The following is a 19888-nucleotide window of genomic DNA, read 5'->3' as shown; positions in this document are numbered from 1 at the left end:
CGACGGATGGGTGTCGGCGCGGTCGCGGTAGCGTGGGTCGCATGGCTGTGGATGCAACGGTGCCCGTGGTGGCGGTCGGTCTCGTCGGTGGTTTCGCTGTCGCCCGGTACAGCGGTCGCCGCGAACTCGGAGGTGTGGTGCTCGGCTCGGCCGGCGCCTGGTGCACCCGCCGGTGGGCGCTGACGCAGGGCCCTGCGGTCGCGGGCGGTCTGCTCGCCGGTTACCTGGCGGCGTTCGGCGGTTCGCATCCCCTGGCGAAGAAGATCGGTGCGTGGCCGTCGGTGGCGGTTGTGACCGTCGCCGCGGCGGGCGCCACCGCTGTCGCCACCCGCTGAGCGGCGCGCTCCGGCAATACCGGCCGGACACCCGACGCCGGCGTTACCATCACCACCCATGACCGCGGGATACGGGCGTGCACGGCAGAACGACATCTACACCGCCGGGGTTCATCGGCGAAAGCCGCGCGTACCAACGGATTTCGCCGAACTGGAGCGCCGCGCCAAGCGCGCGATGTCCGCCCGCGCCTGGGCGTACATCGCAGGTGGCGCCGGGGAGGGCCGCACGATGGCGGCCAACCGAGCGGCACTCGACCGCTGGGCGATCGTGCCGCGGATCCTGCGGGATGTCTCCCAGCGGAACCTGAGCACCGACCTGTTCGGCAGGCGGCTGCCTGCGCCGGTGCTGTTCGCGCCGATCGGAGCCGGTTCGCTCGCCGCACCCGGAGCCGACGCGCTCATCGGGCGCGCCGCCGCCGAACTCGGTGTCCCCTACATCTTCTCGAATCAGGCCAGCGTCTCCATGGAGGACGTCGCCGCGGCGATGAACGAGGTGGACAGCGGTGCGCCGCGCTGGTTCCAGCTGTACTGGTCCACCGACGACGACCTCGTCGACAGTCTTCTGGAGCGCGCGGCGGCGATCCGCGCCGAGGCGGTGGTCGTCACCCTGGACACGACAATGCTGGGGTGGCGGCCCCAGGACCTGAACCTCGGCTCGCTGCCGTTCGCGCGTGGTGAGGGCATCGCCCAGTACACGTCCGACCGCAGGTTCGTCGACATCGTCGCCCAACGGTTGCGCGCCGCGACCGACGAACGCCCGGAGATCTCACTCGGCGCGATCGCGACCCTCATCTCCATCACCCGCAACGCACCGGGCAGGTTCTTGCAGAACGTGAGGTCGCCGCAGCCGCGTGCCGCGGTGCAGACGTTCCTCGACATCTACTCGCGGCCATCGCTGAACTGGGACGACCTCGCCGGTCTGCGCGCACGCACCTCACTGCCGATCGTGCTGAAAGGGGTCCTGCATCCCGACGACGCGCGTCGTGCCGTCGACGCCGGGGTGGACGGCATCGTCGTCTCCAATCACGGCGGTCGGCAGGTCGACGGCGCGATCAGTTCGATCGACGCCCTCGACGCCATCGCGCCGGTCGTCGACGGCCGGATCAAGGTTCTGATCGATTCGGGGATCTACACCGGTTCCGACGTGTTCAAGGCGCTTGCCCTGGGTGCCGACGCCGCGTGTATCGGCCGGCCGCACATGTATGGTCTGGCGCTTGCCGGCGCCGATGGGGCCCGAGACGCGGTCGCCGACATCATCGCCGAACTCGACCTCACCCTCGGACTCTCGGGACACACCGACGTCGCCGACCTCGATCGCGAGGCGCTGCGGCGGTTGTAGTCCCCCTGCTTCCTGAGGTGCGAGGAGCGCAAGCGACGAGCCTCCTACCGCTCCCTGAGGTGCGAGGAGCGCAAGCGACGAGCCTCCTGCCGCTCCCTGAGGTGCGAGGAGCGCAAGCGACGAGCCTCGATCAGACCAGCGGGCGACCGGTACGCATGCGCCACCGCACGTCGGCGAGTAGGACGTTGAACGGGAAGGCGCGTACCGGCCGCGGGGCCCGTGTGACGATCGCCCGCAGGACCGCGTTGTGCTTGTCGAAGTAGAACTCCTGCCACGGCGAGAGCTGGACGCGCATCTTGCGGCGGAAGTTCTCGGGCAGGAAACCGATGGCCATGATCTGGAAATGCCAGCCGAACAGTCGCGAGATCACGGGACCGAGGAATTCGGCGCGGGCGATCGACATCAGGTACTCACGGATGGTGTCGTCGATCTCGAGGGTCTCGACCGTGTCGTTCCAGTAGGTCTCGAAGTCCTCGCGCGTGGCGGGCCACATCTCGCGGGGGACCTGGAGTGTCGTGCCGAGGACCGCGCCGGCCTGGTAGCGCTCGTCGGTCACCTCGGTGATCCCGCCGAAGATGCGATGGACGTCCTCGGTGCCGCGGTAGAGACAGGCCGCGACCCACAGCTGCAGCTTCGGGTCGAAGGCGTTGTACTTCACCGGGCTGTCGGCGGTCGAACGGACCTGCGCGTGAGCCTTGCCGACCGCCTTGCGATAGGCCTTGCGGTCCTTGGCGCTTCCGAGCCCGGCGACGGCAAGGTAGCTCAGCGTGGTGCGGCCGCGCTTCATCGGGTGTTTGAACAGGTTCCCCGAGTCCACGCGGCTCTCGTACACGCCATAGCCCACCGCGGGGAGACTGAGCTGCATGATCACGTTCGCGGCGCCGGCGAGCACGCCGATGCCGAGCGGGTCGAGATGGCTGGTGGGGAGAGCGTCGAGCTCCGCTCGGGACATCCGGGCGGTGGAGGGAAGGAACTCGGTGTCCGGTCGCTCCGCGGCGAGGAACTCCTCGACCTCGACGGTCACGTCCGTTGACGCCTGTGGTGACAGGGCCGAACTTCCACTGGTGATAGGCTCCGTTGCCATCGAGCACCCCTCCCGAATCTGGAAACGTCTGTTTCCCGTTTTATGACACACCTAACTTACCGGGGTGTCAAGATAGGAATCATGGGACGAGCACCATCGACTCCGGACAGCCGATCCGCTGCGGCGTCGGACTCGACCGGAACGCTGCGGGCCTACGGCGGCGAAGGCGGCGACACCCGGGTCGCGCGGCGTCGGTCGGCGCTGATCGACGCCGGTCTCGATCTGCTCGGGGCCGATGACGTCGGGGCGGTGACGGTGCGCGGCGTATGCCGGCGTGCCGGACTCACCGCCCGCTATTTCTACGAGAGCTTCGAGTCGGTCGATCAGCTCGTCGGCGTCATGTACGACGAGGTCATCGAGGAGATCGCGCAGGCCAGTCTCGCCGCGTTCTCCGAGGGTGCGAGCATGCGAGCGAAGGTCGCCGGCGCGGTGACGGCGATCGTCGACGTCATCGACGCGGACCGCCGCAAGGGCCGGCTACTGTTCTCGCAGGCATTGCTGAGCCCCGTCATCGCCGCCAAGCGGATGGAGTCGACCGCGCTGTTCGCGGGCCTCACCCTGCAGAGCACATCGGCCATCCTCGACGTCCACGTGGGACCCGCGGCGGCGGTCGGCGTCGCGCACTATCAGGTCGGCGGACTCAGCCGGCTGCTCGCGGCGTGGCTTGAGGGTGACGTCGACCTGGACAAGGCCGAGGTGGTGGATCTGAGCATCTCGTTGCTGGTCTCACCCGCCGAGATGCTGGAGAAGAGTCTGTCGCGCCGCACCGGCGATGCGGAGTAGTTCTGCGCGGCGGGATATGTTTGATGCCATGAGTGGCGGACCCGGCGAAGCAGACATCCGTCCGGCAACGCAACAACTGGACGGCTGGCGCGACTACGGCGAGCCCGAACTCCCGGTTCCGTTGGCGGCGGCGCTGGCCGCTTTCGCCGAGCAGGGCTACCACGGCACCTCGGTCCGGGAGATCGCCGCGCGCGCCAATCTGTCGGTGCCGGGCCTCTACCACCACTACCCGTCGAAGCAGTCGTTGCTGCAGGGCCTGCTCGAGCGGACCATGACCGATCTGCTGGCGCGCTCGGAAGCCGCGATCCTCGAGGCCGGACCCGAACCGATCCGGCAGTTCGACGCCGTCGTCGAGTCGCTCCTCCGATTCCACATGTATCGACGGGAACAGGCGTTCGTCGGTTCCACAGAGATCCGCAGCCTCGACGACACCTACCGGCCCACCTACATCGGGCATCGGGACCGGCAGCAGCGGATGGTCGACGAGATCGTGTTCGCCGGCGTCGAGGCGGGCGAATTCACCACCGAGTACCCGAAAGACGCGGCGCGGGCCGTGGCCACCATGTGCGTCGGGGTGTCCACCTGGTTCAAGCTCGACGGCCTGCTGGGCCCGGATGAGCTCATCGCGCGCAATCTGCAGCTGGCCCGCGCGCTGGTCGGCTACCGGGTGGACTGAGGGCCTGGGCCGACTCCATCGTCGGTTGAGCTTGACCAGGCGGGTGTGGCCTGGCAAGGTATGGGACGCCGAGCGAGCGATCGGTCGGCGATCGGGGAACTCACCAGCGCCGGGAGCGAAGCGAGCGGGCTGAAACCGATACCGGCCCATGCGTTAAGGAGTCACCATGCCCATAGATCTTCGTCACGACGACGATGTGCTCGATGTGGTCGCGAAGACCGAGACCTTTGTCCGCGACTACGTCCTGCCGATCGAGGACGAGGCGGCGGGCGACATCACGGCCGCTGGTGGTGACGACATCCGCCGCGAGATGAATGCGAAGGCCAAGGAGGCCGGGATCTTCGGGCCCCACGCACCGGTCGAGTTCGGCGGACTGGGTCTCAACATGTGCGACCGCGCTCCGGTTTTCGAGGCGGCGGGTTACTCGACGTTCGGTCCGATCGCGCTGCACATCGGCGCTCCCGACGAGGGCAACGTGCACATGCTCGCCCACATCGCGAGCGAGGAGCAGCGGCAGAAGTACCTCGCTCCGCTCGCGGCGGGTGATGTCCGCTCGGCCTTCGCGATGACCGAACCCGCACCCGGTGCCGGCTCGGATCCCAGCGCGCTGCGCACGGAGGCCGTCCGGGTGGACGGTGGCTGGAAGATCAACGGCGACAAGCACTTCATCACCGGAGCCGACGGTGCCGGGTTCTTCATCATCATGGCGCGGACCTCGGGGGCGCCCGGTGACCGCGGCGGGGCCACGATGTTCCTCGCGCCCGCCGACACCCCCGGGTTGTCCGTCGGTCGTCACATCAACACCATCGACAAGGCGATGATCGGTGGTCACTGTGAGGTGACCTTCACCGATGTATTCGTTCCCGACGAGGACATCCTCGGCGAGGTGAACGAGGGCTACCGCTACGCGCAGGTCCGGCTCGGACCCGCCCGCATGACCCATGTGATGCGATGGCTCGGTTCGGCAAAGCGCTGCCAGGACGTCGCCGTCGACTATGTCTCGCGCCGTGAGGGATTCGGCGGACGTCTCGGAGACCTGGGCATGATCCAGCAGCTCGTCGCCGACAACGAGATCGATCTGGCGGCCACCCGCGCGTTGCTGCTGAAGGCCTGTCACGAGCTCGATCTGGGCAACCACGCCTCCGACGAGACGTCCATCGCCAAGACCTTTGCGGCCGAGGCGTATTCGCGGATCGCCGACCGCAGCATCCAGATGTGCGGAGGCCTCGGCGTATCCGCCGATCTGCCGCTGGCCCGCCTGTCGCAGGAACTCCGGCCGTTCCGTATCTACGACGGCCCGTCCGAGGTCCACCGGTGGGCGATCGCCCGTCGCGCCGTCGGGCGCGCGAAGAAGGCCCAGCAGGCGCTCGAGGCCAAGGCATCGGCGGGTGCCCGATGACCGCCGTGGATGCCGCGCTGGACCGGGACCGCCTGCGCCGGTTGCTGATCGACAACGGTGTCGAACCCGCCGGTGAACTCGCGATCGATCTCATCAGCGGCGGCAAGTCCAATCTCACCTACACCGTCACCGACGGGGTCACCACCTGGGTGGCGCGCCGGCCGCCGACCGGTGGACTCACCCCGTCCGCTCACGACATGGGCCGCGAGTGGGCGGTCACCAGCGCGCTGCAGTCGACGTCGGTCCCGGTCGCGCGAACCGTCGCCTTCGATGCCGACGGTTCGACCATCGGCGCACCGTGCACCGTCGTGGAATTCGTGGACGGCCGAGTCGTCCGGACCGCCGCCGATCTGGACGCGTACTCCGATGACGAGGTCGCACGCAATCTCGACGCCCTCGTGCAGACCCTCGCCGACCTGCACGCCGTGGATTATCGCGAGGTCGGACTCGGCGAATTCGGTCGCCCGGCCGGCTTCGCCGCGCGTCAGGTGAAACTGTGGGCGCGACAGTGGGGGCACGTGAAGACGCGCGAGCTACCCGATGTCGAGCGGCTCGTCGACGCGCTGGCCGCACGCGTCCCGGAGCAGGCGCGAGAGTCGGTGGTGCACGGTGACTTCCGCGTCGACAACACCATCATCGACGCCGACGATCCGGCGCGGATCGCGGCGGTCGTCGACTGGGAGATGTCCACCCTCGGTGACCCGCTGACCGACGTCGCACTGATGTGTGTGTACCGCACCGGCGCCTTCGATCAGGTCCTCGGGTTCTCCGCGGCCTGGACCAGCGATCGGTACGCATCGGTCGACGAGATCGCGCAGAAGTACTCCACCGCAACGGGGACCGATCTCGGTGACTGGGACTTCTATCTCGGGCTGGCCAACCTGAAACTGGGCGTGATCGCCGAGGGGATCACCTACCGCGCGCTCTCGGGCGCGTCGTCGGGCGACGGTGCCGAGAAGGCGGCCGAGGCCACGGCGACGTTCATCGCCGAGGGATTGCGCCACATCGGCTGATCGAAGCCGTGATGTCAGAACACACCGCGCGGGTTCGCGCGCAGTCGAGGGAGTAATTGCATGAGTGAGACGAGCAAGAACCGTTCCGCGTTGGTGACCGGCGCGTCACGGGGGATCGGTGCGGCCATCGCAGACCGATTCGCCGCCGACGGCTGGGACCTCACCATCAGTGCCCGCGGGCGAGAGGCGCTGGAGAAGAAGGCCGCCGAGCTACTCGAGCGGGGTGCCGGGCGGGTGGAGGTCGTGCCCGCGGACATGACCGATGCCGAGGCGATCAGCGCGCTCGGTACCGCACATGCGGAGGCGTTCGGACGGTTCGACGCGTTGATCATCAACGCCGGCATGGGCTCGAAGGGCATGATCGCCGACCTCCCGGTCAAGCGCTTCGACCGCCTCTACCAGGTCAACGTTCGTGCCCCCTATGTTCTGCTGCAGTCGGCGTTGCCGGCACTGCGGGCGACCGCAGAGGCGCATGGATCAGCGAAAGTGATTGCCGTGGCGTCGATCACGGGTGTGTACCCGGAGCCGGAGCTGTCCGCCTACGGTGCCACCAAGGCGGCACTCATCTCGCTGTGCGAGACCTTCAACCTCGAGGAATCACGCAGCGGGGTCAGCGCCACGACGATCGCACCCGGGTATGTCAACACCGACATGACCGACTGGCTGAAGGATCGCATTCCCGCCGACGAGATGATCACGGCCGACGACATCGCGGTGGTCGCTCACTCGATCACGCAACTGTCGCGGTTCGCGGTGCTCCCGAACGTCGTCATCACCCGGCCGGGGGAGAACCTGCACCGGGCGTAGGGTTCTGGCTCTGCTCTCGTACCTGCCTCAGCGGAAGGTGGCGATTCCGCCTTCGCGGTCCGACAGGTGACCGTGCTCGTTGAACGAGACCACCGAGACGCCGCTCCGGCCGACGATGAGCTTGCTGGTCGAAGCGTTGACCATGGTGCGGGCCATCGCGGGCCAGGTGTCGTCCGGGATGCCCCACAACTGGGCGATCCACTGGGTGATGGTGCCGGCCGAGGAGACGACGAGCACGGTCTGACCCGAGCCGGCGAGTTCGGTCGCGCGGGCGGCCGCGTCGGAGACGCGTGCCTTGAACTGGGGGTAACTCTCGGCCGGGCCGCCGTCGAGGCCGGGGGCCGCGTCATGCTCGCCGGCCGCGATCCAGGCCGCGAGTCCCTTGTCGAGCTGTTCCTGATAGCTGCGGCCGTCGCGGTACATCTCCGGCGTCGCCTCGCCGACGAGCGCGGGCAACGAGTACTCGTTCCAGCCCGGGTCGACGTGGGGGCGGGGCCGGTCGGTGGCGAACGCTCCGAGCACTCCGTCCAGCGTCTGCTGCTGCCGGGGCAGGTCGCCGCTGGCCGCGGCGGTGAAGGTGTCGATCTGCCCGGCGAGGAAGCCCCCGGACAGGGCGGCCTGCGTCGCCCCGGCGGTGGTGAGACCGCCGGGCCCGTTGCTCAGGTCGTCAGTGGCGTCGGCGATGCCGTAGGCCAATGCGTTCGCCTGACCATGACGAACCAGATAGATCACACCCATGCCTGCACCCTATGTCGGCTTCGATGAGTTCGGGGCGCCGGGCCGGTCAGTACCACTGACCCCCGACATGTCTGGAGTGCGCCCGTGACGCCGATGCTGTTCGTCAACCTGCCCGTCGTGGACGTCGCGCGGTCGCGTCGGTTCTTCGGCACGCTCGGGTTCCGTTTCGATGAGATCTTCTGCGACGCCGGCAGTGCCTGCATGATGATCAACGACTCCGCGATGGTCGTGCTCATGCAGCACCGACGATTCGCGGGATACGCGGCCGGAACGGTCGCCGATCCGTCGCGCGGTCGCGAATCATTGCTCGCGATCTCCGCGAACAGCCGCGCACACGCGGACCGACTCGCCGACGCCGCGCTCGGGTGCGGCGGCAGTGAACTCCGCGCGGCGGAGGATCTGGGATTCATGTACTGCCGCAGCTTCTGCGACCCGGATGGTCATGCCTGGGAGATCGTCTGGATGGACCCGTCGCAGATCCCCCAGACCCCCGACGACTGACCGCGGGACCAGAGGAGCGGGGGATCAGAGGAGCGGGGGATCAGTGCCAGGGACTCGCCGCGGAGCGCGCCGGTGCGTCGTACGGGGTCGCCGGAAGCCCGAAGCGTGCGAACTCCGCCTCCAGGTCGTCGCTGAAGAAGGCGACGACATGGCTGACCTTCCCGGCCGTTGCGTCGATCTCGAGCACCTGTAGCTGGAACGGTCGGTGGACACCGTCGGGTTCGCGCATGTACAGCCCGTATGCAGGCTGTCCGTTTGCGGTGGTGGGCAGCATGATCTGATCGCCTGGCTTCTCGGCCGGGCAATTGTGGCGGATGAGGGTTCCGATGTTCTCGGCGCCCTGGTACCAACCGGTGAACGGCGGCATCTCCCAGATGGCTCTGTCGGTGAACAACTCGACCATGGCGTCGACGTCGTAGCGTTCGAAGGCCGACACGTAGCGGGCCAGCAGCTCACGTTTCGCGTTGTCGTCGAGCGTCGTCGCGGCTGCCTCGCCGACCGAGTCCTGTTGCGGCCGAGCGGTCTTGACCTGTTCGCGGGCCCGCTGCAGAAGACTGTTCACGGTGGCGGTGGTGACGCCGATGGTGTCGGCGACCTCGGCGGCGCGCCACTGCAGCACGTCGCGCAGGATGAGGACCGCGCGCTGCCTCTCGGGCAGATGCTGCAGAGCGGCGATGAACGCCAGCCGAACCGATTCGCGGGCGCCAACCACGTATGCGGGGTCCGCATCGTCGCCGGGCGCGATCTCGTCGGCGGTGCCGGAATACGGTTCGAGCCAGGGCACCTCGTGGTTCTGCAACAGGTCGTCGGTCGGGTCGAAGGCGTCGCCACCGAGACCGGAGGGGAGGGGTCTGCGTTGGGAACTCTGCAGCGCCGTCAGACAGGTGTTGGTCGCGATCTTGTGCAGCCAGGTACGCACGGATGCCCGGTGGTCGAACTTCGCGTAGCCACGCCATGCCCGCAGGAAGGTCTCCTGGGCGAGATCCTCGGCGTCGTGATGGGACCCCGTCATCCGGTAGCAGTGCGCAATGATCTCACGGCGGAAAGGCTCGCTGACGTCGAGGAACTCGGCGTCGGTCACGGCGCTGGACTCAGCCGCTGGGCTCGTTGTGGTCATGCTCACAATCTACCGGGGTGCACCGACAGCCTCGACTCGAGTGGCCAAGCCGACCACGGTCCGCTTCGCCCTCGGTCCGCAGGTCGGGACGCCGGCCGCCGGGCGAGTTCGGATCAGGGTGAGTGCAACCCCTGTCTGCGGGTGGCCGCGAGCCTATTCTCGCCGGTGGACGCGTGTGCCGCCGGTCCCCGACGCCGTCGAACGGGGGCCACACGGGCTTGCCGGTGCGGGGTCGCGTTGCTAGCTTGATCCGCATGACAAGTGCCGACCACAAGCTCACGGAGGTCACCTATGTGACCACCGCGCTGGGCTGTCGTCTGCCGCTTGCACGCGTTCTCTGTTGTTGTCGTCGAATGCGCTGACCGACCCCCGCCGAGTCAATCTCCTCCCCGGGGCGTCGTTTCTCGAGTCTCTTCTCAGAGCACCAGCTTCCGGCTTCCGCCCCGCGATCCGCGGGGTCTTTCGACGAGGACGATCATGACCACCACACTGCCCGAACTCTCCACCCGTACCCTGCGCAACGCCCCCGCCTCTCCTGTCCGGCGTCAACCGGTCACCCGCACGGTGCGTCGTGCTCCGCAGGGCACTCGCCAGCCCGTACCGTTGACTTCCGTACCGTCGACTCGGACCCCGGGTCCGGTCGTCGACCGTCGCGGACCAGTGAAGGGGGACCAGCGGGTGCACGTCGCAACGCCGCGCCTGGAGTTGTCGACCAAACCCGCGGCACTCGTCCTGAGGGCTGCTCGACTGTCGGGACCGCTGTTCCGCGACGACGCGGCCGAGCGCACCGGGCTCAGCATCTCCACGGTCAACCGCCAGGTCAGCGCGCTGCTGAAGGCGGGACTGATCCGTGAGCGGGCCGACCTCGCGCCCTCGGGCGCCATCGGACGTCCGCGGCTGCCGTTCGAGGTCAACATCTCCGAGTTCCTGACCCTCGGCATCCACATCGGTTACAAGGTCACCGCGATCACCACGCACGACCTGCTGCATCGCGTCGTGGGCGCCATCCAGATCCCGACTCCGCACGCGGACACACCGGAAGAAGCGCTCACCGCGATCGGTGTCAGCGCACGGCGTTTCGCCGAGCGGTGGACGGGCCGGCGGGTGCTGTGGGTGGGCGTCGCGCTCGGTGGGCGCGTGACCGACGGCGGTGTCGTCGACCATCCCCGGCTCGGCTGGGAGGGTGCGTCGGTCGGCCGGACGATCGCCGAGGCCGTCGGACTGCCGGTGTCGGTGGCATCCCACGTCGAGGCCATGGCGGCCGCCGAACTCGTGCTCAACCCCGACGACCAGCAGTCGAGCTTCCTCTACTTCTACGCGCGCGAGATGCTCGGCATCGCGTTCAGTGTCGGCGGGACGGTGCACACGCCGACCGCGGGCCCGCCGGTGATCGGGCACTTCCCGACGGGTTCGACCACTCTCCTGGACCCGAACCGGACCGGTCGCCTCGAACCCGCGGTGAGCGACACCGGCGTCGTGGAAGCGGCTCGGGCGCTTGGCCTCTCGGTGACCGATGTCGAGGATGTCCATGCTCTCGCCCGCAGCGGTGACGTGACGGCCCGCCGTCTGCTCGAAGAGCGGGCGGAGGTGCTCGGACGCACGGTCGGGCTCATCGCCGACATCTTCAATCCGGACCACATCATCCTGGGCGGTCAGGCCTTCACCGACTATGCGGCCGGCCTGCCCACGGTGGCTCGCGCCGTGCGGGACACCTCGATCGTGCCCAAACGCGATGTGCGCGTCTCCCATTCGGGTGCAACCGTGCAGCAGCAGGCAGCGGGCGCCGTCTCACTCGACGCCATATACAGCGACCCGCTGCAGGCGATCACATTGACTGCCTGAGCGGGTCGCGTCGACGAATCTCGGTCGGGTGGTGGTCTAGTCCGAGGTTCGCTTGTTGTAGGCGCGCAGCGCGAACGGGGCGAAGACGAGCGTCAGCGCGACCGTCCAGATCAAGGTGGCGAGGACCGGATACTGCATGGGCAGAGCCGCATCCGATCCGAAAGCCGGTCCGTTGCCCCACAGCACACGCAACGCCTGCACCAGAGACGACATCGGATTCCATTCGGCGATCGTCTGCAGCCAGGTGGGCATCGGTTCGGTCGGGACGAACGCGTTGGACAGGAACGTGATCGGGAACAGGACCGAGAACATGAAGCCGTTGACGGCCTCGACCGTCCGCAGCCACGAACCGATCAGGATGCCGAACCAGATCATCGCGAAGCCGAAGAGCAGGAGCAGCGCGAAGGCGAGGACCGCCTCACCGAACGAACCCCGGATCCGCCAGCCGATGGCCAGGCCGGTCACCGCCATCACGACGATGCCGATCGAACTGTGGAGCAGGCTGGCGATACTGCGTCCGATCAACACCGACGACCGCTGGATGGGCAGCGACCGGAATCGGTCGATGATGCCCTTCTCGAGATCGGCCGTGATGCCGGTGGAGACGATGAACGCGGTGAACACGATCGTCTGGCCCATGATGCCCGGGAGCAGGAACTCCTTGTAGGAGGCCGAGTCGGTCTGGATCGACGCGCCGAACACGTACGCGAACAGCAGCACGAACATGATCGGCTGAATGGTGACGTCGGAGAGCATCTCCGGCATCCGCTTGGTGTGGATCATGTTCCGCTTGACCATGATCCAGGCCTGTTGCCAGATCGTGGTCGGGTGGACCCGCGGCTTGTCCGCGACCACCGCGTGGGTGTGTGCCGTGGTGGTCATCAGGAACGCTCCTCGTCGGTGGTGTTGTCGGTGTCCTCGGCATTGCTGGACTCCTCGGCGCGGTGGCCGGTGAGGGAGAGGAAGACGTCGTCGAGGCTCGGACGGGAGAGCCCGAAGTCGTCGACGGCGATGCCGCTCTCGTCGAACCAGGCGGCGACGCGCGGGAGGTCGCCCAGGCCGCCGGCGGCGGTCGTCAGCCGGCGGGCCGCCACGTCGACGAACACCTCCGCACCGTTCTTGCGGAGCAGGGCCTCCGCGGCGGGCAGGTCGGCTGCGTGCGAGACGGTCAGCACCAGGCTGGCCGAACCGGCCTGTTCCTTGAGCTGCAGCGAGGTGCCGTGCGCGATGATCCTGCCCTTGTCGATGACGACGATGTCGTCGGCGAGCTGGTCGGCCTCCTCGAGATACTGCGTGGTGAGCAGCAACGTGGTCCCCTCGGCGACGAGCTCGCGCAGGACCTCCCAGAGTTCGGAACGGCTGCGCGGGTCGAGGCCGGTCGTCGGCTCGTCGAGGAACAGCACCGGGGGCGTGGCCAGCAGACTGACCGCGAGGTCGAGTCGGCGACGCATGCCGCCGGAGTACGACTTGACCTGTTTGTCACCGGCCTCGGCGAGGGAGAACTGTTCGAGGAGTTCCTCCGATCGGCGAGTCAGGGTCTTGCGTCCGATGCCGTAGAGGCCACCGATCATTCGCAGGTTCTCGCGGCCGGTCAGGATCTCGTCGACCGTGGCCGCCTGTCCGGTGAGGCCCATGTTCTGGCGGACCATCCCGGGTTGCTCGCGGACGTCGTAGCCGGCGATGCGCGCGGTTCCGCTCGTGGGTGGTGAGAGGGTGGTCATCATGCGGACGGTGGTGGTCTTGCCCGCGCCGTTGGGGCCGAGCAGTCCGAGTACCGAGCCCCGCGGCACGGTGAAACTGACGCCGTCGACAGCGGTGAAATCGCCGAAGCGTTTCACGAGGTCGATGGCCTCGATGGCGACGTCGGACGTCGCGACTTCTCCCGGCGCGGTGGCGGGAACTGTGATTGAGCTCATGATTCTCCACGGTATCTATGGGGTGTGACAGCCGCGACTGAATTTCGTGGCGTCCGGGTGACGTCGGGGAACAATTCAGGGCACCTTCGGGGTGTGGTGATCTTCTTCGAGAGGTCAGACCGTCCGCCCGCAGCGAATTCATCGGTTCTTCGACGACGAATCCGACGGCCGGATCGCATTCGAGCGTAGAACCTCAAGTTCACTTGAGGTCAACACTTTCAGAGTCCGCTGATGCGGAGATATTGAGCATTTATCGCCGCGCATGCGGGTAGGGTGTCGCGGTGACTGCTATTCGGATCAAAGACGCCGCCGTGCTGCTCGGCGTCAGTGACGACACGGTTCGGCGGTGGGTCGCCACCGGCGTCCTCGAACCCTCCGATGACGGACCGGTCGCCTCCGTCGACGGGGCACGACTCGCCGCCCTCGCCCGCGAGCGTGCGGTGGCACCGGACGACGGCGCGTCGGTGGGGCGCTCGGCGCGCAATCGGTTCACCGGTCTCGTCACCGACGTCCGCACGGATGCGGTCATGGCTCAGGTGACCCTGCAGTGCGGGCCCTTCGAGGTGACGTCGCTGATGAGTGCGGACGCGGTCCGTGACCTCGACCTGCGACCGGGCGTCGTGGCCACTGCCGTCGTCAAGGCGACGACCGTGATCGTCGAGACCAACCGGGAGAACAGATGAGGAGGTGTGCCGTCGCGGTCGGTGCCGCCGGGTTGCTGCTCACGGCTGGTTGTTCCGCCTCCGGCGGGGTGGATGCCGGCTCCGGCGACTCCGCTGCAACGACTCTCGACGTCTCGGCCGCGGCGTCGCTGAAGAAGACGTTCACCGCGATCGCCGACGAGTTCGAGGAGCAGCACGACGGTGTCACGGTGCGGCTGTCGTTCGACGGCTCGTCGACCCTGGCCAACCAGATCCGGCAAGGCGCGCCCGCCGACGTGTTCGCCAGTGCCGACGAGAAGAACATGGACAAACTCGGTGACCTCGCCATCGCCCCCGAGGTCTTCGCCACGAACACACTCGTGATCGTCACGGCGCCCGGCAATCCCCGCGGCATCAGATCCTTCGCCGATCTGAACAAACCCGACGTGACGACCGTCATCTGCCAGTCGGCCCAGCCGTGCGGGGCGGCAACCGAGACCGTCGAACGCAACACCGGGATCACCGTCGACGCCGCCTCGGAGGAACAGTCGGTGAGTGCCGTGCTGACGAAGGTGACGACCGGGCAGGCGGACGCGGGCGTGGTGTACGTGACCGATGCGCGCGGCGCCGGTGACAAGGTGGCCACCGTGACCGACCCCGCCTTCGCGGCAGTGGTCAACTCGTATCCGATCGCGACTCTCACCGGCGCCGGGGACGTCGAACTCGGCACGCGGTTCGTCGAGCTCGTCCTGGGCGTGGACGGTCAGCGCATTCTGCGCGATGACGGTTTCGGTGCGCCGTGACCATCCGGTCATCGCTCCGGTCACGACGAGACCCCGCGGGTCTGCCCGGTTGGATGTACGGTCCGGCACTGATCGGCGTCGGGCTGATCGTCCTGCCTCCTCTGGCGCTGGTCCTCCGGGCGCCGTGGGGCACCTTCGTCGAGCAGATCTCGTCGTCCTCGTCGCTCGATGCGTTGCGACTGTCGCTGATCACCGCCACGTGCAGCACCGCCATCTGCCTGGTGGTCGGGGTGCCGATGGCGCTGATCTTCGCGCGACACGACGGTCCGCTCATCCGGGTGCTCCGCGCGCTCGTGCTGCTGCCCTTGGTGTTACCGCCGGTGGTCGGCGGTCTCGCACTGCTGTACACCTTCGGCCGGCTCGGGATCGTCGGCGACCATCTGCACGCGGCCGGTGTCGACATCGCCTTCACGACAACGGCGGTCGTGCTCGCGCAGAGCTTCGTGGCGCTGCCGTTCCTCGTGATCAGCGTGGAAGGTGCGGTGCGTGTCGTCGGCACGCGATACGAGGAGGTCGCCGCGACCCTGGGTGCCGGTCCGACCCGGACGCTGTGGCGGGTGACGCTGCCGTTGGTCATGCCCTCACTCGTCGCGGGCCTGGTGCTCTCTTTCGCGCGTGCGCTGGGGGAGTTCGGTGCGACTATCACGTTCGCCGGGAACGCGCCCGGGGTGACCCAGACCGCGCCGCTGGCGATCTACGTGTCGGCCATCGACGACCCGCAGGCGGCGATCCCGTTGTCGCTCATCCTCGTCGCCGTGTCGCTGGTCGTCGTCGTGGGAGTGCACAGTCGCCGGCGTCGTGGTTGGGCGGGTGCGGTGTGAACGACGATCTGCTGGTGTCCATCGACAACGCGGTGCCGTTCCTGCAGATCGCGCATCGGTTCGCCGCCGGTGGCACGACTGCCGTCGTCGGGCCCAACGGTGCCGGCAAATCGACGATGCTGCGAACGATCTCCGGATTGCTGCGTCCGGACGAGCCCAGTCGGATCATGCTCGGCGAGACAGTGTTCCGTGATCGTCGACGGTCGGTGCCGCCGCATCGTCGCGGGGTCGCACTGCTCTCGCAGGACGCGCGTCTGTTCCCGCACCTGACCGTTGCGGAGAACGTCGCCTTCGCGCCGTCGGCGCAGCGGTTGTCGAGGGAAGAGGTCGGTGCGCGTGTGGATCGATGGCTCGGTGCCGCCGAGGTCGCCGATCTGGCCGACCGTGAACCACACCAGCTCTCCGGCGGACAGGCCCAGCGGGTCGCGATCGCCCGTGCGCTCGCCGCAGAGCCGCGAATCCTGTTGTTGGACGAACCCTTCCGCGCCTTGGACGTCGACGTCGCGAGCCGGTTGCGGACCTTGTTGCGGAACCTGCTGGCCGACCGGGGTCGGATCACCGTGATGGTGACCCACGATCCGGTGGACGCTCTCGGGCTCGCCGACGAGATCATCGTCCTCGACTCCGGTCGCATCGTCGAAACCGGCGCCACACGTGACGTTCTCACCCGTCCGTCCAGTCGGTTCGCGGCGTCGCTGTCAGGCCTCAATCTCTTCGTCGGCAGCATGGCCGGTCCCGACACCGTCGTCGACGCCGACGGCCACCGAGTGGTCGGCTCGGTGGGGGACGGTCCTGCGGATGTGCCCGCTCCCGGCGCACCCGTCGCGGCCACGTTCTCGCCGCGGGCTGTCGCGGTCTACCTCGACGCCCCGCACGGCAGTCCACGCACCGTCCTGCCCGCGACGGTCCGAGACGTCGTGCCCCGCGGGGATCACGCCGTCATCAGTACCGACGTCGGCGGCCAGATCGTCGCCGCCGAGGTCACCTGGGCGGCGATAGCGGACCTCGGTCTCGCCGCCGGTCTCGCCGTGCACCTCGTCATCAAGGCGAGCGAGGTGCGGATCAGCGCGGTCGGTCCGGGCTCGAGTTGATGGCGGTGGGTCAGTCGTTGAGCGGGCCGTCGCGGTGCGGCTCGAGAACGCGTGCCTTGAGGTGCTTGTATCCGCGAACACGGAGCGTCGGAATCGATTTGAGGAAGAATCGGTCGTCGTCTCGCAGTGCATCGGCGATCGTGTCGTCGACGAGGGTGGTTCCCGGCCTTGCCGAACTGGTGAGACGGGAGGCGATGTTGACCGGTTCCCCGAAGACGTCGCCGAGTCGGGTGAGCACCGCGCCGCGTGCCATGCCCAGACGTAGCGGAGGGAGGTTGTCGTGGTCGGACAACTGATGGATCACGAGGGCGGCGCTTGCTGCCGCCCCCGCATCGTCGAAGGTGAACATCACGGCATCACCGAGCGTTTTCACCACGCGGCCACCGTGATCGACGACCACATCGAAGGTGTCGTCCTCGAACGAGCCGAGGAGGGTTTCCAGGTCGTTCAGGTCGATACGACGGGAAAGGCTTGTGTAACCGACGATGTCGGCGAAACCGACGATGAGGTCGATCTCCTCGTCGGCGGAGTGGTCGGCGTGCCGCTCGATGGCCTGGGCCATGTGCCGACGCCAGATGAGCTGCTGGATCTGACCGAGGGCGACGCTCATCTGCTCCATGTCCCACGGGACAGCCGGATCGTCGGCGATGTCGCGGAGAAGGTCGGCCTGCCACTCGGCCAACCGCGCCATGGTCTGGCCGATGGCCCGTGCCATCGCGATCTGCGTGGTCTCCGGCATCGCCGACGACGAGCTGGCGAAGACCTTCAGAGCTGTGACGTCGCGGTCGGAGAAGACCTTGTCCGACGAGGGGCGTCGGACGAATCCGAAGGCATTCCAGGCTTTCTCGGCGAACTCCGGTGACAATCCGAGTTCGGCGACCAATTCGTCGCGTGTGTGACGAGGTTGATCCCGATCACCCGACTCTTCGTGCATTCGACTTGCGTCCCCTCACCGGCGTCGGCTCAGCATACCGGCATCCGGACGTGGTCGGTGCCCACTCAGAGAAGCGCAACGGGCGGCGACATGTCAGGGTGACGGCGCGGTCACCATCCGGAGTGTCGTGTCGGACACGGGGCGGATGAGGTCGTCGAGTGTCAGCGCGCCGCCGGGGCGATACCAACGCCACACGCTCGCGAGGGCACCGAGTAGGAGACGGGAATGGACACCTGGGTCTCCTTGCACGAAGTACCCCTCGTCCATTCCGCGTCGGAGCAGTTCGGTCCACTCGTTCTCGATCTCGGCGACCAGTTCTCGCGATCGGAGGCGCTCGGCCTCCTCCTTGTCCGACTGGCGCGGCGCGCTCAGGATGTGCATGTGACTCTGCAGAATTCGACGTTGTAAAGCGTCAGTCGGTCCACCGCGGAGGTGGGCATCGATCGCCGAGCGGGCGGCCTCGGCGGGATTCGGTATCCCGGTGACACCGGTGTGGAAACGCTCGAGCGAGTCGGTGAGCTCGAGGCGCATGATCGTCAGCAGACAGTGTGCCTTGGACTCGAAGTAGTGGTACAGCGCCGTCTGGCCTATGCCGACCTCGCTTGCGACAGAAGCCCACTTGGTGGTCTCGTAGCCGTCGCGTCCGAATCGTTCGATCGCGACGGTGAGGATTCGCGTGCGCTTGGAACGGGGGCCGTCCTCGTGTACTTCTGCAACCACCGGCACGTCTCCCCTCGTTTCGACGGAGGATATACGTCGACCGAGCTGAGTTCGAGTGCCCCCTTCGCTGCACAGCCCCCCCGGGTCTGCGCGGATCAGAGCGCGAGTACGCCTTTCATGAGATAGGCCATTCGCGCGGCGAACTGCGGACTGTCCGAGCCGCGCCGCATGCGCACGGCGTCGTTGACGATCGAGAGCGCGGCGTGCACGGCGACCGCGCCCTGATCGCGCTTGATCTCCGGGTCGACCTGCATGAGCAGATCCACCCAACGCGCCACATAGCGTCGCTGCACGTCGACGAGATGGGCGGCACTCGGTTGTCCGGCGAGCGCGGGAGAGTTGTTGAAGTTCACCGACAGGTCCGGTGTGCTGGTGATGGCTCCGACGTACGAGTCCACGAGGGTGGCAAGAAGTTTGGCCGGGTCGGACGTTGCACCGTACGCGGCCATCACGCCGGCCTCGAGTCGTGCGCCGCTGCGCTGGCCGATGGCCACCAGGATCGCCATCTTCGACGGAAAGTGTTTGTAGAGACTGGGTCCGGCGATGCCGACGGCCTTGCCGATCTCGTCGACTCCGACCTCGGAGTAGCCGCGCTCGGCGAACAGCTCGGCAGCGGCGTCGAGGATCTCGTCACGGCGGGAGGGCGTCGCCGAGTTGACGATCGGGGGCGTCTCGAAAGGTGGTGCCGCAGCGGGGCTCAGGGCCAGGACCCGACGGATGAGCTTTTCGATCTCGTCGCGCGCCCGTGCTCCCGACATGCGGGTGTGGTGCACGGTGAGGCTGCCGCTGACGCTCAGCCCCGCCCACGCCAGCTGTACGGCCTCGCGCTCGGACAGATCCGTTCGCCGGGCGGCGAGTGCCGACGCCCAGTGCCCGATCACCTCGCGGGTGCGAACTGCCACCAGTTTGTTCTGCTCGGTGGTGAGGTAGTTGCTGGTCCACCGCCACAGCGACGCCGCCTGGGGGCGCTGGACGGCCAGGTCGCAGACCCTCGAGATCAACGCGTCCGCGTCGTCACCGTCGGCCAGGGCCCGGTCGGTACAGGACTCGAGGTCGTCGACGCCCGCCAGGACCGCGGCGGCGAGCAGGGACTGCTTGTCATCGAAGTGCCGATACACCGACGGCGCGGTGACGCCTGCCGAGCGCGCGATGTCCGCAAGCGACACCTGCGCGTACCCACGCTGCAGGAAGAGCGCTGCCGCGGAGTTGACGAGTTGTCGCTTGCGGTCGGCGCCCCGGGTGCGGGTGGTGGGTTTCCGGTCAGGCATGGTGAACAGACCATAGCGCACATTCGACGGAACACCAGACCTCTTGACCACCGGGTATAG

21 protein-coding genes are annotated in these 19888 nt (G+C 67.8%); 13 read left to right on the top strand and 8 right to left on the bottom strand.

Going from position 1 to position 19888, the window contains the following annotated elements; genetic code table 11:
* Nucleotides 1-41 precede the first annotated feature (41 nt).
* Both AC3B6C_RS05565 and AC3B6C_RS05560 read left to right on the top strand, forming a co-directional pair.
* Entirely contained in the window at nt 42-335 is a 294-nt protein-coding gene (locus tag AC3B6C_RS05565) for a hypothetical protein (protein WP_488375299.1), read from the top strand.
* Between the two features lie 58 nt (nt 336-393).
* Nucleotides 394-1674: an alpha-hydroxy-acid oxidizing protein gene (locus tag AC3B6C_RS05560; RefSeq protein WP_488375298.1), complete on the top strand. Its 1281-nt coding sequence runs from the start codon at nt 394-396 to the stop codon at nt 1672-1674.
* 130 nt (nt 1675-1804) lie between these two features.
* Here AC3B6C_RS05560 and AC3B6C_RS05555 read toward each other — a convergent pair whose 3' ends face one another.
* Nucleotides 1805-2758: an oxygenase MpaB family protein gene (locus tag AC3B6C_RS05555; protein WP_488375297.1), complete on the bottom strand. Its 954-nt coding sequence runs from the start codon at nt 2756-2758 to the stop codon at nt 1805-1807.
* 81 nt (nt 2759-2839) lie between these two features.
* Here AC3B6C_RS05555 and AC3B6C_RS05550 point away from each other — a divergent pair, with 81 nt between their 5' ends.
* The 5 genes from AC3B6C_RS05550 to AC3B6C_RS05530 all read left to right on the top strand — a co-directional run bounded on the left by AC3B6C_RS05550 (nt 2840) and on the right by AC3B6C_RS05530 (nt 7436).
* Entirely contained in the window at nt 2840-3541 is a 702-nt protein-coding gene (locus AC3B6C_RS05550; protein ID WP_488358385.1) for a TetR/AcrR family transcriptional regulator, read from the top strand.
* A gap of 28 nt (nt 3542-3569) precedes the next feature.
* Nucleotides 3570-4217: a TetR/AcrR family transcriptional regulator gene (locus AC3B6C_RS05545; RefSeq protein WP_010843115.1), complete on the top strand. Its 648-nt coding sequence runs from the start codon at nt 3570-3572 to the stop codon at nt 4215-4217.
* 166 nt (nt 4218-4383) lie between these two features.
* Complete coding sequence (locus AC3B6C_RS05540) at nt 4384-5616, top strand: acyl-CoA dehydrogenase family protein (protein WP_488375296.1); 1233 nt, start codon at nt 4384-4386, stop codon at nt 5614-5616.
* Nucleotides 5613-6629, top strand: a complete 1017-nt coding sequence (locus tag AC3B6C_RS05535; RefSeq protein WP_488375295.1) for a phosphotransferase family protein — start codon at nt 5613-5615, stop codon at nt 6627-6629. Before AC3B6C_RS05540 ends, AC3B6C_RS05535 begins: the two co-directional genes overlap by 4 nt.
* A gap of 60 nt (nt 6630-6689) precedes the next feature.
* Nucleotides 6690-7436, top strand: a complete 747-nt coding sequence (locus AC3B6C_RS05530; RefSeq protein ID WP_488375294.1) for an SDR family NAD(P)-dependent oxidoreductase — start codon at nt 6690-6692, stop codon at nt 7434-7436.
* Between the two features lie 27 nt (nt 7437-7463).
* Here the strand turns inward: AC3B6C_RS05530 and AC3B6C_RS05525 are convergent, their stop codons facing one another.
* Complete coding sequence (locus AC3B6C_RS05525; RefSeq protein ID WP_488375293.1) at nt 7464-8174, bottom strand: histidine phosphatase family protein; 711 nt, start codon at nt 8172-8174, stop codon at nt 7464-7466.
* A gap of 84 nt (nt 8175-8258) precedes the next feature.
* Between AC3B6C_RS05525 and AC3B6C_RS05520 the strand changes: the two genes are divergently transcribed.
* Nucleotides 8259-8675 carry a VOC family protein gene (locus tag AC3B6C_RS05520; protein WP_014928464.1) on the top strand — a complete coding sequence of 139 codons (417 nt, stop codon included), beginning with the start codon at nt 8259-8261 and terminating at the stop codon, nt 8673-8675.
* Between the two features lie 40 nt (nt 8676-8715).
* Here the strand turns inward: AC3B6C_RS05520 and AC3B6C_RS05515 are convergent, their stop codons facing one another.
* On the bottom strand, nt 8716-9792 hold the full coding sequence (locus tag AC3B6C_RS05515) for a sigma-70 family RNA polymerase sigma factor (RefSeq protein WP_488375292.1): 1077 nt from the start codon (nt 9790-9792) through the stop codon (nt 8716-8718).
* A gap of 678 nt (nt 9793-10470) precedes the next feature.
* Here AC3B6C_RS05515 and AC3B6C_RS05510 point away from each other — a divergent pair.
* Nucleotides 10471-11634, top strand: coding sequence for an ROK family transcriptional regulator (locus AC3B6C_RS05510; protein ID WP_488358750.1), 1164 nt, complete (start codon nt 10471-10473; stop codon nt 11632-11634).
* Nucleotides 11635-11670: 36 nt separating this feature from the next.
* On the opposite strand, the gene AC3B6C_RS05505 is transcribed toward AC3B6C_RS05510, so the two are convergent.
* Both AC3B6C_RS05505 and AC3B6C_RS05500 read right to left on the bottom strand, forming a co-directional pair.
* Nucleotides 11671-12516, bottom strand: coding sequence for an ABC transporter permease (locus AC3B6C_RS05505; RefSeq protein ID WP_055476393.1), 846 nt, complete (start codon nt 12514-12516; stop codon nt 11671-11673).
* Nucleotides 12516-13550 (bottom strand): ATP-binding cassette domain-containing protein, encoded by a 1035-nt coding sequence (locus AC3B6C_RS05500; protein ID WP_488375291.1) that lies wholly within the window; start codon nt 13548-13550, stop codon nt 12516-12518. Before AC3B6C_RS05500 ends, AC3B6C_RS05505 begins: the two co-directional genes overlap by 1 nt.
* A gap of 281 nt (nt 13551-13831) precedes the next feature.
* On the opposite strand from AC3B6C_RS05500, the gene AC3B6C_RS05495 reads away from it, so the two are divergent.
* The 4 genes from AC3B6C_RS05495 to AC3B6C_RS05480 are packed head-to-tail and all read left to right on the top strand — an operon-like array spanning nt 13832 to nt 16906.
* Nucleotides 13832-14233 carry a TOBE domain-containing protein gene (locus tag AC3B6C_RS05495; protein WP_488375290.1) on the top strand — a complete coding sequence of 134 codons (402 nt, stop codon included), beginning with the start codon at nt 13832-13834 and terminating at the stop codon, nt 14231-14233.
* Nucleotides 14230-14994 (top strand): molybdate ABC transporter substrate-binding protein, encoded by a 765-nt coding sequence (modA, locus tag AC3B6C_RS05490; RefSeq protein ID WP_488375289.1) that lies wholly within the window; start codon nt 14230-14232, stop codon nt 14992-14994. Before AC3B6C_RS05495 ends, modA begins: the two co-directional genes overlap by 4 nt.
* Nucleotides 14995-15047: 53 nt before the next feature.
* Nucleotides 15048-15815 (top strand): ABC transporter permease, encoded by a 768-nt coding sequence (locus AC3B6C_RS05485; protein WP_488376226.1) that lies wholly within the window; start codon nt 15048-15050, stop codon nt 15813-15815.
* Nucleotides 15812-16906 (top strand): sulfate/molybdate ABC transporter ATP-binding protein, encoded by a 1095-nt coding sequence (locus tag AC3B6C_RS05480; RefSeq protein WP_055476390.1) that lies wholly within the window; start codon nt 15812-15814, stop codon nt 16904-16906. Before AC3B6C_RS05485 ends, AC3B6C_RS05480 begins: the two co-directional genes overlap by 4 nt.
* 10 nt (nt 16907-16916) lie before the next feature.
* Here AC3B6C_RS05480 and AC3B6C_RS05475 read toward each other — a convergent pair whose 3' ends face one another.
* From AC3B6C_RS05475 to AC3B6C_RS05465, 3 genes are all read right to left on the bottom strand, one after another.
* Complete coding sequence (locus tag AC3B6C_RS05475) at nt 16917-17840, bottom strand: adenylate/guanylate cyclase domain-containing protein (protein WP_010843101.1); 924 nt, start codon at nt 17838-17840, stop codon at nt 16917-16919.
* A gap of 93 nt (nt 17841-17933) precedes the next feature.
* The gene (locus AC3B6C_RS05470; RefSeq protein WP_488375288.1) at nt 17934-18566 is read right to left on the bottom strand and encodes a TetR/AcrR family transcriptional regulator; all 633 of its coding nucleotides are present in this window, start codon (nt 18564-18566) and stop codon (nt 17934-17936) included.
* 89 nt (nt 18567-18655) lie between these two features.
* Nucleotides 18656-19828 carry a TetR/AcrR family transcriptional regulator gene (locus AC3B6C_RS05465; RefSeq protein ID WP_488375287.1) on the bottom strand — a complete coding sequence of 391 codons (1173 nt, stop codon included), beginning with the start codon at nt 19826-19828 and terminating at the stop codon, nt 18656-18658.
* Nucleotides 19829-19888: the final 60 nt, after the last annotated feature.

The sequence above is a fragment of the Gordonia sp. 11cp genome, assembly GCF_057767225.1.
Note: the sequence above shows the minus strand (reverse complement) of the source record. Positions and strands in the feature narration are given on the sequence as shown.

Bases quoted from the DNA above. Each gene is read 5' to 3' on its own strand.
- AC3B6C_RS05565 (WP_488375299.1), top strand. From the start codon at position 42: ATGGCTGTGGATGCAACGGTGCCCGTGGTGGCGGTCGGTCTCGTCGGT.
- AC3B6C_RS05560 (WP_488375298.1), top strand. From the start codon at position 394: ATGACCGCGGGATACGGGCGTGCACGGCAGAACGACATCTACACCGCC.
- AC3B6C_RS05555 (WP_488375297.1), bottom strand. From the start codon at position 2,758: ATGGCAACGGAGCCTATCACCAGTGGAAGTTCGGCCCTGTCACCACAG.
- AC3B6C_RS05550 (WP_488358385.1), top strand. From the start codon at position 2,840: ATGGGACGAGCACCATCGACTCCGGACAGCCGATCCGCTGCGGCGTCG.
- AC3B6C_RS05545 (WP_010843115.1), top strand. From the start codon at position 3,570: ATGAGTGGCGGACCCGGCGAAGCAGACATCCGTCCGGCAACGCAACAA.
- AC3B6C_RS05540 (WP_488375296.1), top strand. From the start codon at position 4,384: ATGCCCATAGATCTTCGTCACGACGACGATGTGCTCGATGTGGTCGCG.
- AC3B6C_RS05535 (WP_488375295.1), top strand. From the start codon at position 5,613: ATGACCGCCGTGGATGCCGCGCTGGACCGGGACCGCCTGCGCCGGTTG.
- AC3B6C_RS05530 (WP_488375294.1), top strand. From the start codon at position 6,690: ATGAGTGAGACGAGCAAGAACCGTTCCGCGTTGGTGACCGGCGCGTCA.
- AC3B6C_RS05525 (WP_488375293.1), bottom strand. From the start codon at position 8,174: ATGGGTGTGATCTATCTGGTTCGTCATGGTCAGGCGAACGCATTGGCC.
- AC3B6C_RS05515 (WP_488375292.1), bottom strand. From the start codon at position 9,792: ATGACCACAACGAGCCCAGCGGCTGAGTCCAGCGCCGTGACCGACGCC.
- AC3B6C_RS05505 (WP_055476393.1), bottom strand. From the start codon at position 12,516: ATGACCACCACGGCACACACCCACGCGGTGGTCGCGGACAAGCCGCGG.
- AC3B6C_RS05500 (WP_488375291.1), bottom strand. From the start codon at position 13,550: ATGAGCTCAATCACAGTTCCCGCCACCGCGCCGGGAGAAGTCGCGACG.
- modA (WP_488375289.1), top strand. From the start codon at position 14,230: ATGAGGAGGTGTGCCGTCGCGGTCGGTGCCGCCGGGTTGCTGCTCACG.
- AC3B6C_RS05485 (WP_488376226.1), top strand. From the start codon at position 15,048: ATGTACGGTCCGGCACTGATCGGCGTCGGGCTGATCGTCCTGCCTCCT.
- AC3B6C_RS05475 (WP_010843101.1), bottom strand. From the start codon at position 17,840: ATGCACGAAGAGTCGGGTGATCGGGATCAACCTCGTCACACACGCGAC.
- AC3B6C_RS05465 (WP_488375287.1), bottom strand. From the start codon at position 19,828: ATGCCTGACCGGAAACCCACCACCCGCACCCGGGGCGCCGACCGCAAG.